The organism is Ochrobactrum sp. SSR (assembly GCF_030067775.1).
Classification (GTDB): domain Bacteria; phylum Pseudomonadota; class Alphaproteobacteria; order Rhizobiales; family Rhizobiaceae; genus Brucella; species Brucella teleogrylli.
The window spans coordinates 1,487,255-1,504,400 of record NZ_CP125969.1; the positions used below are offsets into that span (position 1 = coordinate 1,487,255).

The window sequence follows — 17,146 nt, forward strand, 5'->3', positions numbered from 1 at the left end:
CTTATCCGTTCAGCTTCTTGCCTTCTGGGTCATAAAAGACGAGCCCAGTGATTTCCGCCTCATGCACACTGCCATCCGGCATCGGCATATAGATGGTTTCGCCCGTGCGATCCTTGCCGCCAGCAACCAGCGCCATGGCGAACGAACGGCCCAGCGTCTCGCTCCAATAGGACGAAGTGACATGGCCCAGCATGGTCATCGGCACGGCCTGTTTCGGATCGGCGACGATCTGCGCGCCTTCCTCCAGCACCAGCTTCGGGTCCTTCGGCAGCAGGCCGACCAGATGCTTGCGATCCTTCTTCAGCATGTCCGGGCGCGCCAGCGAACGCTTGCCGACAAAGTCCGGCTTCTGCTTGCCGATGGCCCAGCCGAGCGCGGCATCGTCCGGCGTCACCGTGCCGTCGGTGTCCTGACCGACGATGATATAGCCCTTTTCTGCACGCAGGACATGCATGGTTTCGGTGCCATAGGGCGTGATGTCGTATTTCTGGCCCGCTTCATAAAGCGCCTTCCACAAAGCCAGGCCGTAACGCGACGGGACATTGATTTCGAAGCCGAGTTCGCCGGTAAAGCTCATACGGAATAGACGCGCCGGTACGCCGAGGAACTTGCATTCCGCCACCGACATATGCGGGAAGGCTTCGTCGGAAAGGTCCAGCCCCTCGACCATCGGCTCGATGAGCTTGCGCGCATTCGGTCCGTTCAGCGCCACCACGGCCCATTGTTCGGTCGTGGAGGTCAGCGAAACCTTGAGGTCCGGCCATTCCGTCTGGAGATAGTCCTCCATCATGTTCAGCACACGCGGCGCGCCGCCGGTGGTGGTGGTGACGTGGAAACGGTCCTGCGACAGCCTGCCGACGACACCGTCATCGCGGATGAAGCCGTCTTCACCGAGCAGCAGACCGTAACGGCAGCGCCCGACACCGAGCTTCGTCCATGGATTGGTGTACATGCGGTTCATGAATTCGGCTGCATCCGGGCCGACCACTTCGATCTTGCCGAGCGTCGATGCATCGAACATACCAAGGCTGGTGCGCACGGCCTTGCATTCGCGCGCGACGGCCTTGTGCATGTCTTCGCCCGCCTTGGGGAAATACCAGGCGCGACGCCACAGCGAGACCGGCTCGAAAGCAGCGCTCTGTTCTTCCGCCCATGAATCGATCGGCGTCTTGCGCGTCACGTCGAACAGCTTGCCCCGATTGTAGCCGCAGAAAGCGCCAAAGGTCGTCGGCGTATAGGGCGGACGGAAGGTCGTCAGGCCGACCTGCGGTGCGGGACGGCTGAGCGCATCGGACGCAACGGCGAGACCGTTGATGTTCGAGGTCTTGCCCTGATCTGTCGCCATGCCGTTGGTGGTGTAGCGCTTGATATGCTCGATGGAGCGGAAACCCTCACGCACGGCCAGACGAATATCCTTGGCGGTCACGTCGTTCTGGAAATCGATGAAGGCCTTTGCCTTGCCGGGATCGCGATCTGTCGGCAGCTCACGGCAATTGACGCCCGCGCAGACGAAATCGCCCGCCACCGCATATTCGGCGGGTTTCGCCTTGTGTCCGGCATCGCTTGCCGCAGCCGCACCGCTGACGGCACCCTCGCGCAGCGCAGCCTGAAGATCGAAATTGCCGTTACCGGCACCGGCGCAGCGGCTTTCTTCCGTGCGTTCGCCCGGCAGATAGATCTGGCGTTCCTCATCCCAGATGAGCGAGCCCTTGGTGTGCGAGAACAGATGCACGCTCGGATTCCAGCCGCCAGACATCAGCACGACATCGCAGGCAATGGTGCGCGCCGCGCCGACCGAACCGTTTTTGACCGGATTGACACGAACGGAGGAAACACGATGACGACCCGCCGTATCGCTGACGGTCCAGCCGGTCAGCGTTTCAATGCCGAGCATTTTTGCGCGGTTCACCAGACTGTCGGCGACCTGATCGCGCACATCGATAATGGCCGGTACCTTGACGCCCGCAACCGCGAGATCGAAGGCCGCAAGCCAGGCGGAATCATGCGAGGTAACAACGACAGCCTTTTCGCCGACCTTGACGCCGTAGCGATTAAGATAGGTGCGTGCGGCACCGGCCAGCATCACGCCCGGACGGTCATTGCCCGCAAAAACCAGCGGTTTTTCGATTGAACCCTGCGCAAGCACAACCTGCTTGGCGCGCACGCGCCACATGCGCTCACGCGGGGCATTGGCGGCGGGCTTTGCCTGATGGTCGGTCAGGCGCTGGCAAAGGCCGACCATGTTCTGATGATAATAGCCAATCGCCGTGGTGCGCGGCAAAAGCGTGACATTCGCCATCGCGCCCAGTGCTGCCAGCGTCTGGTTCAGCCAGTCCCAGCTGGTGCGGCCATTGATGACCGGCTCCGGCTCGGACAGGAGCGAGCCCCCCATTTCCGCCTGCTCGTCGCAGAGGAAAACTTTCGCGCCGCTCTTGGCGGCTTCAAGGGCTGCGGCAAGACCGGCAGGCCCGGCGCCCACCACCAGCACGTCGCAATAGGCATAACGGCTGGCATAGCTGTCGGGATCGGCTTCGGACGGCGATTTGCCGAGACCGGCAGCACCCCGGATGAAAGGCTCATAGACCTTGTTCCAAAAGCTCTTCGGCCACATGAAGGTCTTGTAGTAGAAGCCTGCCGAGAAGAACATGTAGAAGGCGTCGTTGACCGCGCCGACATCGTGCTTCAGCGACGGCCAGTGGTTCTGGCTTTCCGCCTTCAGCCCGTCATAAAGCTCCAGCACCGTGGCGCGGGTGTTCGGCTCGTAACGGCCCTCTCCACGCGAAACGCCCATCAGTGCATTCGGCTCTTCGGATCCGGCAGAAAGAATGCCGCGCGGACGGTGATATTTGAACGAACGGCCCGCCAGATGCTCGCCATTGGCCAGAAGCGCGGATGCAAGCGTATCGCCCTCAAAGCCGCTATAAGTCTTGCCGTTGAAGGAAAAGCGCACGGGCTTCGCCTTGTTGATGCGGCCTTTATTATTCAAACGCATGTCGGTCATTATTTTGTCTCCGCAGCGGGAGTTTCTGCCAATACAGGGCGCGGCTCACCGGCCTTATAGGTCATGACGAATTTGTCGCTCACCGTGTCGCGCACCGCATTGAAGAAGCGGCCGCAACCGTTGATGTGCCGCCAGCGTTCAAAATGCGTCCCGCGCGGGTTGGAGCGGATGAACAGGAAATCGCGCCATTCATCGTCGGAATAGGTCGAAGGATCGGCAGGACGCGCAATATGAGCTTCGCCCGCATAGGCGAATTCGAGTTCCGGACGTTCCATGTCGCAGTAAGGGCAACGGATCAAAAGCATGTCGATATTTCCTCAGTGCGCAACTGCGGCAGCCGCCGCTTCGTCGATCAGGCGACCCGTCTTGAAACGGTCGAGCGTGAACGGCGCGTTGATCCAGTGCGGCTCGTCGCGAGCGATGGTGTGGGCAAAGACATGCGCCGAACCCGGCGTTGCCTTAAAGCCGCCCGTGCCCCAGCCGCAATTGACATAGAGACCCGGAACCGGCGTCTTGCCGATGATCGGCGAGCGATCCGGGGTGACGTCGACGATGCCGCCCCATTTGCGCAACATACGCATGCGGGTGAAGATCGGGAAGATTTCGCAGATCGCCGCCAGCGTATGCTCGATCAGCGGCAGGCCGCCGCGCTGGCTGTAGGAAGTGTACTGATCCGTACCCGAACCGATCACCAGCTCGCCCTTGTCGGACTGGCTGATATAGGCATGGACGGTGTTGGACATGACCACGCAGGGGAAGATCGGCTTGACCGGCTCGGACACCAGCGCCTGCAGCGGGAAGCTTTCAAGCGGCATGCGCACGCCAGCCGTATCCATGACGACCGAGGTGTTGCCAGCGGTCGAAACGGCGACCTTCTTGGCCTTGATGAAACCGCGCGCGGTTTCAACGCCGGTCACACGGCCAGAAGCATCACGACGGATCGATAGAACCGGGCAATTCTGGATGATATCCACGCCGCGTTGGGTCGCGCCGCGCGCATAGCCCCAGGCCACCGCATCATGACGGGCCACGCCGCCGCGACGCTGCAAGGTTGCGCCAACCACCGGATAGCGGGCATTGGGCGAAATATCGAGCGGCGGGCAATATTCTTTGGCTTCTTCTTTCGACAGCCATTCATTGTCGATGCCGTTGAGGCGGTTGGCATGGATATGGCGCTTGAAGCTCTGCACATCATGCACCGTATGCGCCAGCATCATGACGCCGCGCTGTGAGAACATAACGTTGTAGTTGAGGTCCTGACTGAGCCCCTCCCACAGCTTCACCGCATGTTCGTAGAGATGCGCGCTCTCGTCATAGAGATAGTTGGAGCGAATGATGGTGGTGTTGCGCCCCGTATTGCCACCGCCGAGCCAGCCCTTTTCGATCACGGCGACATTGGTGATGCCGTGTTCCTTGGCCAGATAATAGGCGGCACCCAGACCATGACCGCCCGCGCCGACGATGATCACATCATACTCGGCCTTGGGTTCGGCATTGGGCCATTGCGGGTCCCAGTTCTTGTTACCGGAAAGCGCGTTTTTGATAATAGAAGCTGCAGAAAAGCGGGACATGAACAACCACCAGTTTCGCGGCTGCAAGCACCCTGACGGCACATGCGAAGCCTTTGATGATATTTCTATTGTGTCCTGTGAAAACCCGACAGCAGGCTTGCGTCAAAAGACGCCATAAATACGACATGCGCACCATTTCGCGACATGACGCCCCGCGCAATAACGATGGCTTTTTTCCTGCCCGCCAGTCCTCCTGACAGACAGCTGTCAGGAGCCGGTTCCACCAAGGTTTCCTTTTTGCGGTCGCGCTATAGTTTATCATGAACACAATTAAGCAATATGGGACGAGGAATATGTCATACCGAGGTCTTCTGAAGGGCGCAGCCATCGCAGTCACCCTGATTGCGGGCGCGACGGGACTTTCAAATCCAGCACAATCACAGGTTGTCGTTTCATCCAAGATCGATACGGAAGGCGGCGTGCTGGGCAACATCATTCTCGCCATGCTCAACGCCAACGGCATTCAGACGACCGACCGTATTCAGCTCGGCGCGACGCCAGTGGTGCGCAAGGCCATCGTGGCCGGAGAGATCGATATTTACCCCGAATATACCGGTAATGCGGCCTTCTTCTTCAACAAGGCAGATGATCCGCTCTGGAAAGACCCGGCCAAGGCGTTTGAGACGGCAAAGAAGCTCGATTACGACGCCAACAAGATTGTCTGGCTGTCGCCTTCGCCCGCCAACAACACCTGGGGCATTGCACTGCGCAAGGATGTGGCGGACGAAAACAAGCTCACGAGCCTCAGCGATTTCGGCAAATATGCGTCCGGTGGCGGCAAGGTCATTCTGGCCGCCTCGTCGGAATTCGTGAATTCGGCTGCCGCCCTGCCCGCTTTCCAAACCGCCTATGGCTTCACGCTGAAACAGGACCAATTGATCACGTTATCCGGCGGCGATACGGCGGCGACCATTGCCGCCGCCGCCAACCAGACCAATGGCGCGAATGCGGCCATGGTCTACGGCACCGATGGCGGCATCGCGCCGTCCGGGCTGGTGGTGCTGGAAGATGACAAGCATGTGCAGCCCGTGTATCAGCCCGCACCCATCATCCGCGAGGACGTGCTGAAAAAGAACCCGAAGATCGAAGAACTGCTGAAGCCGGTTTTCGCAAAGCTCGACCTGACCACGCTGCAGGAACTGAACGGTCGCGTGCAGTTGGGCGGTGAACCGGCCAAGGCGGTCGCCGAAGACTTCCTGAAGAAGAACGGCTTTTTGAAATAGGCGGATAAAGGCGACCCGTTGCCGGATAGAATCGCAGTCCCTCATTCCAATTCGGCGAATGCTGAAAAGGCCTCGCATGGCCTGTTCGGCCATGTTGACAAGCTTGGCTTCGTCATCGCGGTTTCGTCCATTGCCGGGCTGCTGCTGCCCTTTGCCAATTTCCGCGCCAACCGCATCGTGCAGGGCGAGCCGCGCTTTGTGCTCGACGCCTTGCCGATGGCCGAAGCCTTGTCTTTGCTTGGCATAATGGCAGCGGTCCTGCTTTTTGGCCTCTTCTCGGCCAAAGCCAGACTGCGGCTTGGCGCAAACCTTGCCGGCCTTGCTGCTATCATGATCGCGATCGGGCTCGCGGCAACACATCTTTCACCCGACGGCAATAATTATGCCCGCGTTTCACCCGCATCCGGCTTCTGGCTGCTGCTGTTTGCCAGCGGCATTTCGGTTGCCGATGCTCTAGTGCGCTTGCAAGTGCGACCGCTCATGCGGGTGGGTTTGCTGATACTCGCAGCCCTTCTCCTCTATGCGCTGCTCGCCTCGGGATTTTGGGACAATCTGTCCTTCATGAAGGAATATCTCAGCCGCGCCGACAGTTTCTGGAACGAAGCCCGCCGTCATGTGGAACTGGCGCTCGGCTCGCTTGTCGCAGCGACGATCATCGGCATTCCGCTTGGCCTCGTCTGCCACCGTGTGCCAAGGCTGCGCGGACTGGTGCTGAACAGCCTCAACATCGTGCAGACCATTCCCTCCATGGCGCTCTTCGGCATTCTGATCGCACCGCTCGGCTGGCTTGCGGCCAACGCGCCATGGGCAGCAAGCCTCGGCATTCGCGGCATTGGGGCCGCTCCCGCTTTCGTGGCGCTGTTTCTCTATTCGCTGCTGCCCATCGTCGCCAATACGGTGGCCGGGCTCGCGCAGGTGCCAGCACCGGTCAGCGATGCCGCGCGCGGCATGGGCATGACGCGGCTGCAACGGCTGTTCAAAACCGAATTTCCACTAGCCTTTCCGGTGATCCTCACCGGCATCCGCATCGTGATGGTGCAGAATATCGGCATGACCACCATTGCCGCCCTGATCGGCGGTGGCGGTTTTGGCACCTTCGTCTTTCAGGGCATCGGACAGACGGCCATGGACCTCGTGCTGCTTGGCGCGCTGCCAACGGTTCTGCTGGCCTTCGGTGCTGCCGTTCTGCTCGACGCCGCCATTGAAATCGCCGGGAAAGGAACCGCGCCATGATCGAGTTCGACCAGATCACCAAGCGCTATAATGGCCGGGCTGCCGTGGATGCGGTCAGCTTTTCCGTTGAGCCGCACAGTATCGCGGCCATTGTCGGAACCTCCGGTTCGGGCAAGACAACCCTGCTGCGCATGGTCAACCGTCTTGTCGAGCCGACCGGGGGCGAAATCCGCATCGACGGGCACAGCAATATGGACGAGCCGGGGCACGCCTTGCGGCGGCGGATCGGTTACGTGATCCAGCAGCACGGGCTTTTCCCGCATCGCACGGTGGCAGAAAATATCGCCACCGTGCCGGTTCTGCTCGGCTGGACGAAACAGCGTATCGATGCCCGCGTCGATGAACTGCTCGATTTGTTTCAGCTTGAACCGGCGGATTATCGCGACCGCTATCCGCAGGAACTGTCCGGCGGGCAACAGCAGCGCGTCGGCGTCGCCCGGGCGCTGGCGGCGGAGCCGAACATATTGCTGATGGATGAACCTTTCGGCGCGCTCGACCCGGTCATCCGTGCCAAGGCGCAGGAAGACCTGAAGGCGATCCAGCGCCGTTTCGGCACCACGATCCTGCTGGTCACGCATGATATGGAGGAAGCGATTTCGCTTGGTGACCATATTGCGGTGATGGATGACGGCAAGCTTTTGCAATATGGCCCGCCTGCGGAAATTCTGGCGCGACCCGCGACGGACTTCGTCGAAAGGCTGGTCGGCACCGGCGAACGCCCTTTCCGCCTGCTCTCGCTCACCGATCTCAAGACGGTCCTGCAACCGGGTGATGCCAGCGGCGACGCCATGCCGGTTTCCGCCTCGCAACGCGATGCGCTGGCCGAGCTTTTATGGTCGGGTCGCAATGCTCTGCCGGTTCTGGACGCAGACGGCAGACCGCTTGGCCGCGTCACACTGGAAAAGCTGTTGCGAAAAGCGGAACGCCCGGCATGAGGCTGTTCATTTCCATCATTCCACGGCTGGCGCTTCTGGCGATGCTGCTGCTCTTTCTGATGCAGCCGAATCTGTTCGAACCCGTCTTCCGCCCATTGGTCAGCGATGGCGCGCCCGTCATCTATGACCGCGCCAATCTGATGACGCTGACCTTGCAGCATTTGGGGCTGGTGGCATTGGCGACCCTGATATCCACGCTGGTGGCCGTCGCCATGGCGATCTTCGTGACCAGACGGCAGGGCGCGGAGTTTCTGCCGCTTTCGCGCAGTCTGGTGAATATCGGCCAGACCTTTCCGCCCGTTGCGGTGCTGGCGCTCGCCGTGCCGATCTTCGGTTTCGGCGACAAGCCGACGCTGATCGCGCTGTTTCTCTATGGGCTGCTGCCGATCTTTGAAAACACGCTGACCGGCCTCACCACCCTGCCTGCGCCTGTCGTGGAAGCGGCGCGCGGCATGGGCATGACGGGAATGCAGCGTCTGGTCAAAGTGGAAATGCCGCTTGCCATGCCGGTCATTCTTGCCGGAATAAGGCTATCGGCGGTGATCGGCCTTGCCACCGCCACCATCGGCTCGACAGTGGCCGCCCGGACGCTTGGCGAAGTCATCATCGCCGGTCTCATCTCCAACAATCTTGCTTTCGTGCTGCAAGGCGGCCTTGTCGTCGCGGCGCTGGCCATTTTGATCTTCGACGGATTTCAGGCCCTTGAACATTTTCTCATGAAACAGGCCGGAACCGACGCCTGAACCGCACCAGCCCCCTTTGAATAGCCGCATTGCATTCCTATATCGTCGTAAATGACCATTGGATGAGGAACGGAATGAATATCGGGCAGGCAGCCACAGCATCGGGCATATCGGCGAAGATGATCCGCCATTATGAAACCATCGGGCTTATCGAGGCTGCCGAACGCACAGGTTCCGGCTATCGCGTCTACACGCAAAAAGATGTCGAGACGCTGCGCTTCATCCGTCGCAGCCGCGATCTCGGTTTTCAGGTCGAGCAGATCAAGGAACTTCTGGCGCTCTGGCGTGATCGCAACCGCGCTTCTTCCGATGTGAAGAAGGTTGCGCTCGTTCATGTCGAGGAACTGGAAGCCAAGATGCTCCAACTGCAGGAAATGGCCGACACGCTGCGCCATCTGGCGCAAAACTGCCATGGCGATAACCGTCCCGACTGCCCGATCATCCACCAGCTCGCGGCAAACGTCGCCGAGCCGCGCAAACGACCTGCCGCGCGCAAGGGCGAATTGCTGCACAGCAAGGTCTGACCAACCCACATATTCAGAAGAAAACGCCGGGATTTCTCCCGGCGTTTTTGTTGCAACTTCCGTTGGGAGTTAGCTCTTCGGCAGCGTATAGGCGATAACGTAATCGCCCGGCTTGGTGCCGATCGAGCCATGACCACCGGCCACCATCAGCACGAATTGCTGATCGCCGACCGTGTAGGACATTGGTGTCGCCTGTCCGCCCGCGGGCAGACGTGCTTCCCACAGAACCTTGCCATTTGTCAGGTCATAGGCGCGCAGATAGTTGTCCACGGCGGCACCGAGGAAGGCAACGCCGCCTGCCGTGATCATCGGTCCGCCTATGCCCGGTACGCCGACTTTCAGCGGCAGCGGAACCGGCGCCATATCGCGGATGGTGCCGTTGCGATGCTTGTAGACGGTCTTGCCGGTGCGCAGATCGACGCCCGTGACATAGCCCCATGGCGGGGTCTGGCACGGAATGCCGAGCGGGCCGAGGAACGGTCCCATGAAGACGCCATAAGGCGCGCCGTCATTGCGGTTCAGGCCCTGTTCGCTGCCCTTCTCATCCTGTCCCTTCGGTGGAATTTCCGAACGCGGGACAAGGCGCGAGGTGAAGGCCAGATAGGTCGGCATGCCGAACATTACCTGACGCACCGGATCGACCGCCACACTGCCCCAGTTGAAGACGCCGAAATTGCCCGGATAGACAATGGTGCCCTTCAGCGAAGGTGGCGTGTAGCGGCCTTCATAGGCAAGCTGGTGGAACTTGATGCGGCAGGCCAGTTGATCGAACATCGTCACACCCCACATGTCGCTTTCACGCAATGCAGGCGGGCTGAAGGTCAGATCGGAGATCGGCTGCGTCGGCGACGAATGATCTTCCGGGATAGTGCCGGTCGGAGCCGGGATTTCCTTGACCGGAATGATCGGCTCGCCGGTGCGGCGGTCGAGCACATAGAGGTCACCCTGCTTGGTCGGGCCGACCAGCGCAGGCGTGCCATTGATATCGAGCAGCACCGGCTGCGCCGGAACGTCCATGTCCCACAGATCATGGTGGACCGTCTGGCGCACCCACTTCACCTGACCCGTATTCACATCGAGCGCGACGATGGAGGAGGAATATTTCTCCACATTTTCGCTGCGCCCCATTCCGAGCTGGTCAGGCACCTGATTGCCAAGCGGAACGAAGATCAGGCCGAGCTTTTCGTCCACGCTAGACACCGACCAGCTATTGGGCGAATTCGTCGTGTAGAACTGACCTTCCGGCAGCGGTGTCGTGACGTCCGGATTACCCGAATCCCAGTTCCAGATAAGCTGGCCCGTGCGGATATCGAAGGCGCGGATGACGCCCGACTGTTCTTCCGTCGAGTAATTGTCATTGACGGCGCCGCCGACGATGATCTTGTCGCCGACCACAGCCGGAGGCGAGGTCGAGTAATAGTAACCGGCCGGATTATATTTCATGCCATGGCTGAGATCGAGCGTGCCGCCATTGGCGAAATCGGTGCAGATTTCACCGGTCGCCGTATCGAGCGCGATCAGACGAGCATCCGAGGTCGGCAGATAGACCCGCTCGGCGCATTTCGCGCCAGCGGTCGCATTGGCGTCCTTCCAGTAGCTCACGCCACGGCAGGTCTGGTGCTGGCGGTCGGTGTTGAAGCCGACCTTCGGGTCGAACTTCCACTTTTCCTTGCCGGTCGCGGCGTCGAGCGCAATCGCCCAGTTATGCGGCGTGCAGAGATAAAGCGAATCGCCGATCTTCAGCGGCGTCACCTGATAGGTGGTTTCGCCAACATCCTGCGGCTGCTTCACGTCGCCGGTCTGGTACTGCCAGGCCACCTGCAATTTGGACACATTGTCTGGCGTGATCTGCGCCAGCGGCGAATAACGCTGGCCGTAAGGCGTGCGGCCATATTGGTGCCATTCGCCTTCCGGCACATTGCCGCCGAGGTCCGGCGTCGCCGCAACCGTCTCTGTCGGCAGGTCGCCCGAAATATTGTACGGGTCCTGCGTCATGGAATAGCCGGCAATGGCCAGCGCGATGACGCTCGCGACCGTCAGCGGCAGTCCGCCGCCGCCCTTGCCGCCATTGAGCGGCTTTCTGATCCAAGGGGTCAAAAGCCACAGGCCGAGCAGCACGATAATGCCGCCACGCGCGCCAAGCTGCCACCAGTCAAAACCGACTTCATAGACGGCCCAACCGAGCGACCCGAGCACGATCAGCGCATAGAGCCACAGGGCCGAAGCGCTTCTTTTCAAGAGGAGAGCGGCCGTCAGCAAAAAGCCGACAGCCGCAATGATGTAGTACCAGCTGCCCCCCAGGGTGATCAGCTCGATACCGCCCCAGCCGAGCGCAAGCCCGACCAGCAGAAGGACGATGGATGTCAAGGAAATCAGCAAAATATTACCCCTTCAAGTGTGACTGCAGACCCGCCGTGCCTGAGCCGAAACGCACGGAACACATCGAATGCGAGAAGTCCTGATGGGTGGGAGCGCCGCTGCGTTTCAGACGCCGCGACACTCTCTGCCTGTATTAAACATTAGGCAGAAATAAAATAAATCCAGAGGAAATGAAAAAAGGCGACTCGTGAGAGCCGCCTTTGCTTGGGAGTTAGTTTGAATTGCGGTTTTGGTCAGCCGAGGGGACTCTTGAACCGCCGCAACCGCAACGCATTGCTGAGCACGAAAATGCTCGACAGCGCCATGGCGCCCGCTGCCAGAACCGGCGACAGCAAAGTGCCGGTGAAGGGGTAGAGAACACCGGCGGCGACCGGAATGAGCGCCACATTATAGGCGAAGGCCCAGAAGAGGTTCTCGCTGATATTGCGGATCGTCGCCTTGGATATGGCGATGGCATTGGCGACACCGCGCAGATCGCCCGACATCAGCACCACATCCGCACTTTCAATCGCGATATCCGTTCCGGTGCCGATGGCGATGCCCACATCTGCCGCTGCCAGCGCCGGGGCGTCGTTGATGCCGTCCCCGACAAAAGCGATGCGCTTGCCACCAGCCGAAAGCCGCTTCAGCGCTTCGACCTTGCCGTCGGGCAGCACTTCCGCCACCACTTCATCAATCCCGAGCCGCTTGGCGATAGCCTGCGCGGTGCGGCGATTGTCGCCGGTAATCATCGCCACGGTGAGCCCCTTGTTCGTGTAGAGCGGCGATGGCGGCAGGCGTTGTCTCCTTCATCGGGTCTGCGACCGTCAGGATAGCCGCAAGCTTGTCGTCAACGGCGGCATAAAGCGGCGACTGGCCTTCATCGCCAAAGCGCTTCGCATCCTCGGCAAACACCGCCACATCATGGCCGAGCTTGGCCATATAGCGATCAGCGCCGATAGCGATTTCATGCCCCGAGACGGTCGCCTTGAGGCCGAAACCCGGCACTGCTTCGAAAGCCGAGACATCGGCAAGCTTCAGGCCCTCTTCCTTTGCAGCCGTCACAATGGCGTCGGCAATCGGATGTTCCGAGCGAGCTTCGACAGCTGCCACCAGCGCCAGAAGTTCTTGCCTGTCGAAACCGGCTACCGTTGCAAAATGCGCCAGTGCAGGCTTGCCCTGGGTCAGCGTGCCGGTCTTGTCGACGGCGATGATCGATGCATCGCGCAAGGTTTGCAGTGCATCGCCCCGGCGAAACAGAATGCCGAACTCGGCGGCGCGACCGGTGCCAACCATGATGGAGGTCGGCGTGGCAAGGCCCATGGCGCAAGGGCACGCGATGATGAGCACCGCAATGGCATTGACCAGCGCGTAGCCAAGCATGGCCGTCCCTCCGATGGCGAGCCAGAGCACGAAGGTCAGCGCGGCGGCGGCCATGACGGCGGGCACGAACCAGCCCGTCACCTTGTCGACCTTGGCCTGAATGGGCAGCTTGTCGGCTTGCGCATCCTCGACCATGCGGATGATCTGCGAGATCACCATATCACGGCCCACCTTGGTGGCGCGGAAGGTGAAAGCGCCGGTTTTATTGATGGTGCCGCCGACCACTTCCGCGCCCTCGTCCTTGGCGACAGGGACGGGCTCGCCGGTGATCATCGATTCATCGACATAGGACGAGCCTTCGACCACCTCGCCATCGACCGGCACTTTCTCGCCGGGCCGCACCTGCACGATATCGCCTGCGCGCACGTCTTCCAGCGGCACATCGATCGTCTCGCCATTGCGCACCACGCGGGCCGACTTGGCCTGCAAGCCGACCAGACGGCTGATGGCCGCACTGGTGCGCCCCTTGGCGCGCGCTTCAAGATAGCGCCCGATCAGAATCAGCGTGACGATAACCGCCGCCGCCTCGAAATAGACATTGACGGTGCCCGCTGGCAAAACGCCCGGCAGGAAGGTTGCGACAAGCGAGAAGCCCCAGGCCGCAAGCGTGCCGACGACCACCAACGAGTTCATATCCGGTGTGGCGCGCAGCAGCGCCGGAATGCCCTTCTTGAAGAAGCGCAGACCGGGGCCGAACAGGACGAGCGTGGTCAGCACGAATTGCAGATACCAGCTGTTCTGCATGCCGATCCGGTCCATCACGAACATATGGACAGCGGGAATGAGATGCGATCCCATTTCCAGCACGAAGACCGGAAGCGTCAGGACGGCGGCCAGCAGAACGCTCTTCTTCAGTTCCGCAGCTTCGGCATCGCGCTTTTCGCTTTGGGTTTCGGCTGGCGCTTCATCTTTTCTATCGTTCAGCGACCGCGCTTCGTAACCAGCTTTCTCGACGGCCTTGACGAGTTCGGATGTCTCGACCCCACCCGCCAGTTCCACATGCGCGCGTTCGGTCGCCAGATTGACGCTGGCCCGCGTCACGCCCGGCACCGCATTCAACGCCTTTTCGACCTTGCTGACGCAGGAAGCGCAGCTCATGCCCTCAATGGCAAGATCGACGCTGCCGGAAGGAACCTCATAGCCCGCCTTGCGAATGGCATCGATAACGGCAGGCAGATCCGGCGCGCCTTTGAAGGTTACGTCGGCGCGCTCGGTGGCCAGATTGACGGAAACCTTGTCGACGCCCGCAACCTTCGACACGGCCTTTTCGACGGAGGAAACACAGGATGCGCAGCTCATGCCTTCCACGGGAACGGGAAAGCTGATGGATTCGTGATCGACGGGCTTGTTCATGGCAATCCTCTTCGAGACCTTTAGCGGTCCCTTTTCAGCCTTCGGGCGCGCATCTTGTCCGAAAACCGTTTCACACTTTTCGGGATGCGCTCCAACAGAGGCTAGATTTCTGAATTGCCATATAAGTAGTCCTTCCCACCGTTGGAAGGTCAAGCGCTTTTTTGAAAGCGGAATTGCGGCAGCGTTTTTTCTGGAGTTTCCGGGTCAGACCGGCAGGCGGTTATGGGCTGCGGGCATGGCAAGACCATTGCCGTTATTGCTCTGGATGAAGGCATGCACATCGCTGGCTGGCATCGGGCGTCCGGTCAGATAGCCCTGCACTTCGCCGAAACGTTCGGTTCTCAGGCGTTCCAGCTGCTGCGCTGTTTCCACGCCCTCGGCGGTGGTGACGATATTGAAGCCGGCGCCAAGTGTCGCCACCGCCTGGATGATGGCGAGATCGCGCGTATCCGCTTCGATGCCGGACACAAAGCTGCGGTCGATCTTGATCTTGTCGAACGGAAAGGAGCGCAGATAGCTGAGCGAGGAATAGCCAGTGCCGAAATCGTCCATAGCAATGCGGGCGCCCAGACGGCGCAACTCGAACAGCAATTCGATATTGTGCTTGCTGTTGGAGAGAAACACCGATTCCGTGATTTCAAGTTCCAGCCGGTTCGGCGACAGGCGGGCCGCATCCAGCGCATCGGTGACAGAGCGCAGAAGCGAGGTCTGGCTGAACTGGACCGGCGACAGATTGACCGAGACCTTGATATCTTCCGGCCAGGAAACCGCCTCGCGGCAGGCAGCCAGCAGCACCCAATCGCCAATCGGGCCGATCAATCCGGTTTCCTCGGCAAGCGGAATGAATTCCGCAGGCGATACCATGCCGCGTTCGGGATGACGCCAGCGGATCAGCGCTTCGAAGCCGGAAATCAGTCCGCTCTCCAGATTGAAGATCGGCTGGTAATGCAGTTCGAACTGTTCGGACAGCAAGGCTTGACGCAGCTCGCTCGTCATGATGTGGCGCTTTTCGGCGGCCAGACGCAGCGAATGCTGGTAGAAATGGAATGTGCGCCTGCCGCCTGATTTCGACGCATTGAGCGCCAGATCGGCATTGCGCATCAGCACGTCGGAATTGTCGCCATGCAGCGGCGCCTGCGCGATGCCCATGCTGCAGGTGACGAATTCGGAATTGTCACCCAGCCGGAACGGTTCCTGAAAGGCCGAAAGCACCCGGTCTGCAAACATGGCGATCTGGCCGACGGTGCCACTGCGATAGATGACGGCAAATTCGTCGCCACCAAGCCGCGCGATGAACTGGTCGGACGTGGTGATCTGGCGCAAACGCTCGGCAACCTGTTGCAAAAGCTGGTCGCCCGCCTGATGGCCGATATTGTCGTTGATGCTCTTGAAGTGATCGATATCGATACAAAACAGTGCAAAAGGCTCCGCATCGCCGCGCTTTTTCAGCAGTTCCTCCACATGATGGGAGAAAGCGGCGCGGTTGGGCAGGCGCGTCAGACTGTCATGCATGGCGATATGGGCCATGCGTTCCTCGATTTCGCGCCGTTCGGTGACATCTTCGATCAGGCCGATCAGATAACGCGGCGTGCCGCCCTCAACCGGCGGAATGGAACTCTTGATGACACGCAGAATGCGCTGCGTTCCGTCGTCATGTTGGGACTTATATTCGACGCTGAGCGCCTCGCCCTTGCTCATCACCTGACGATCCTGCTGCGCATATTGGCGGCGTTCCAGATCCGACATCAGTTGCGCATCGGTAAAGCCGACAACCGCATCGACCGCCTTGCCGCTCGCCCGCGACGCCGCCTGATTATAGAGGACATAGCGGCCATCATCCTGCATGTCCTTGATGAACACGCCGAGGGGCAGATTGCTGACGAGGCTGTCGAGCAGCGACTGGGCATGGATCGCCTGCCGGTTGGCCTTGGCCAGTTCGGTCCGGTCCTGCACGATGGCGAGGATCGCTTCCCTGCCATCGAACTGCACCTCACGTCCATAGGTCAGTACTTCGATGATTTCGCCATCGGCGCGCCGGTGCTGCCAGCGCTCCGGGCGCTCCAGATCGCTGCGATCCCGGACAGCGCTCAGCATGCGCTCGCGCTCGGTATGCGGACGAATATCCAGGACAGTCATGCCGGGCAGCTCATCGGGCGTGTAGCCGTAAAGCGCATAGGCGGCATCATTCATGATGATGAAGCCCAATGTTTGCGGATCATAGACCCACATCGGCGTCGGATGGGTGGTGAACAGAATACGGAAATCCTGCTGGGGCGTGCTCGCCATGGAGCTTCCCGCCTGTACCGGACCGGCTTTCCGCTTCGCCATTCTTATTCCCCTCGCCCAAGCCGACACATGCCGTCGTTTTAATTAGCCAACAAAACCTCTCACTGGAACATCATATTCCGCATGTGTTCATGAGACAGGCTCACAAACAAACAAGCGGGGACCGCCACCCAGACACACTTCCCCGCAACTAGATTACGACCAATGGTTTTAACAAACCATATATGAAAAATAGGCTCATATAAGTTTTTTCTGATGATGGCGTTTTCATCGCGCCGAGTCACAGTGCAAGACACGGGACAACACTGTTTCCCGACCAGCGAAGACATTGCTTGACCACTCAAAACTTCCGGCCTATGCCTATGGACGCAAAATTCGTTGGGGTGCCTCAAAAGAGGCTGAGAGGCGCGTTCTCGCGTTAACCCATTGAACCTGATCCGGGTAATACCTGCGTAGGGAACGGAGTTTGACGCGTCGCGGACGGGGTTCATTCCCCACAGGAGCTTACGCTCCATAAAGGTTCATGGCGTCTCATC

General features: G+C 60.2%; 10 protein-coding genes, 1 pseudogene and 1 riboswitch. Of the genes and pseudogenes, 5 read left to right on the forward strand and 6 right to left on the reverse strand.

The features are described from left to right. Position 1: 1 nt before the first annotated feature. The 3 genes from QLQ11_RS07120 to QLQ11_RS07130 are packed head-to-tail and all read right to left on the reverse strand — an operon-like array spanning position 2 to position 4,572. A complete protein-coding gene (locus QLQ11_RS07120) occupies positions 2-3,001 on the reverse strand; it encodes a sarcosine oxidase subunit alpha (protein ID WP_124915169.1) in 3,000 nt (999 codons plus the stop codon). Then, a complete protein-coding gene (locus QLQ11_RS07125) occupies positions 3,001-3,306 on the reverse strand; it encodes a sarcosine oxidase subunit delta (RefSeq protein ID WP_109368236.1) in 306 nt (101 codons plus the stop codon). The genes QLQ11_RS07120 and QLQ11_RS07125 overlap by 1 nt, the downstream gene beginning before the upstream one ends. Before the next feature lie 12 nt (positions 3,307-3,318). Further along, positions 3,319-4,572 (reverse strand): sarcosine oxidase subunit beta family protein, encoded by a 1,254-nt coding sequence (locus tag QLQ11_RS07130; protein ID WP_109368235.1) that lies wholly within the window; start codon positions 4,570-4,572, stop codon positions 3,319-3,321. A gap of 293 nt (positions 4,573-4,865) precedes the next feature. Between QLQ11_RS07130 and QLQ11_RS07135 the strand changes: the two genes are divergently transcribed. The 5 genes from QLQ11_RS07135 (at position 4,866) to cueR (ending at position 9,230) form a co-directional block, all read left to right on the forward strand. Continuing rightward, entirely contained in the window at positions 4,866-5,795 is a 930-nt protein-coding gene (locus tag QLQ11_RS07135; protein ID WP_121537192.1) for an ABC transporter substrate-binding protein, read from the forward strand. A 30-nt stretch (positions 5,796-5,825) separates the two neighbouring features. Then, positions 5,826-7,028: an ABC transporter permease gene (locus QLQ11_RS07140; RefSeq protein ID WP_109370152.1), complete on the forward strand. Its 1,203-nt coding sequence runs from the start codon at positions 5,826-5,828 to the stop codon at positions 7,026-7,028. Continuing rightward, on the forward strand, positions 7,025-7,963 hold the full coding sequence (locus QLQ11_RS07145; protein ID WP_109368233.1) for an ABC transporter ATP-binding protein: 939 nt from the start codon (positions 7,025-7,027) through the stop codon (positions 7,961-7,963). The genes QLQ11_RS07140 and QLQ11_RS07145 overlap by 4 nt, the downstream gene beginning before the upstream one ends. After that, entirely contained in the window at positions 7,960-8,706 is a 747-nt protein-coding gene (locus tag QLQ11_RS07150) for an ABC transporter permease (protein ID WP_109368232.1), read from the forward strand. The genes QLQ11_RS07145 and QLQ11_RS07150 overlap by 4 nt, the downstream gene beginning before the upstream one ends. A 74-nt stretch (positions 8,707-8,780) precedes the next feature. After that, on the forward strand, positions 8,781-9,230 hold the full coding sequence (gene cueR / locus QLQ11_RS07155; protein WP_109368231.1) for a Cu(I)-responsive transcriptional regulator: 450 nt from the start codon (positions 8,781-8,783) through the stop codon (positions 9,228-9,230). A 69-nt stretch (positions 9,231-9,299) separates the two neighbouring features. Here the strand turns inward: cueR and QLQ11_RS07160 are convergent, their stop codons facing one another. The 3 genes and pseudogenes from QLQ11_RS07160 to QLQ11_RS07170 all read right to left on the reverse strand — a co-directional run bounded on the left by QLQ11_RS07160 (position 9,300) and on the right by QLQ11_RS07170 (position 16,652). Next, positions 9,300-11,609, reverse strand: coding sequence for a glucose/quinate/shikimate family membrane-bound PQQ-dependent dehydrogenase (locus QLQ11_RS07160; RefSeq protein WP_109368230.1), 2,310 nt, complete (start codon positions 11,607-11,609; stop codon positions 9,300-9,302). A 233-nt stretch (positions 11,610-11,842) separates the two neighbouring features. Beyond that, a pseudogene (locus QLQ11_RS07165) lies at positions 11,843-14,324 on the reverse strand (heavy metal translocating P-type ATPase). A gap of 204 nt (positions 14,325-14,528) precedes the next feature. After that, positions 14,529-16,652, reverse strand: a complete 2,124-nt coding sequence (locus QLQ11_RS07170; protein ID WP_244597150.1) for a bifunctional diguanylate cyclase/phosphodiesterase — start codon at positions 16,650-16,652, stop codon at positions 14,529-14,531. Between the two features lie 327 nt (positions 16,653-16,979). Beyond that, positions 16,980-17,086, forward strand: a riboswitch (TPP riboswitch). Positions 17,087-17,146 lie beyond the last annotated feature (60 nt).

What these genes read in the sequence shown, in the direction of transcription:
- QLQ11_RS07120 (WP_124915169.1), bottom strand. Translation starts at nt 3,001, where the DNA reads ATGACCGACATGCGTTTGAATAATAAAGGCCGCATCAACAAGGCGAAG.
- QLQ11_RS07130 (WP_109368235.1), bottom strand. Translation starts at nt 4,572, where the DNA reads ATGTCCCGCTTTTCTGCAGCTTCTATTATCAAAAACGCGCTTTCCGGT.
- QLQ11_RS07145 (WP_109368233.1), top strand. Translation starts at nt 7,025, where the DNA reads ATGATCGAGTTCGACCAGATCACCAAGCGCTATAATGGCCGGGCTGCC.
- QLQ11_RS07125 (WP_109368236.1), bottom strand. Translation starts at nt 3,306, where the DNA reads ATGCTTTTGATCCGTTGCCCTTACTGCGACATGGAACGTCCGGAACTC.
- QLQ11_RS07150 (WP_109368232.1), top strand. Translation starts at nt 7,960, where the DNA reads ATGAGGCTGTTCATTTCCATCATTCCACGGCTGGCGCTTCTGGCGATG.
- cueR (WP_109368231.1), top strand. Translation starts at nt 8,781, where the DNA reads ATGAATATCGGGCAGGCAGCCACAGCATCGGGCATATCGGCGAAGATG.
- QLQ11_RS07135 (WP_121537192.1), top strand. Translation starts at nt 4,866, where the DNA reads ATGTCATACCGAGGTCTTCTGAAGGGCGCAGCCATCGCAGTCACCCTG.
- QLQ11_RS07170 (WP_244597150.1), bottom strand. Translation starts at nt 16,652, where the DNA reads ATGGCGAAGCGGAAAGCCGGTCCGGTACAGGCGGGAAGCTCCATGGCG.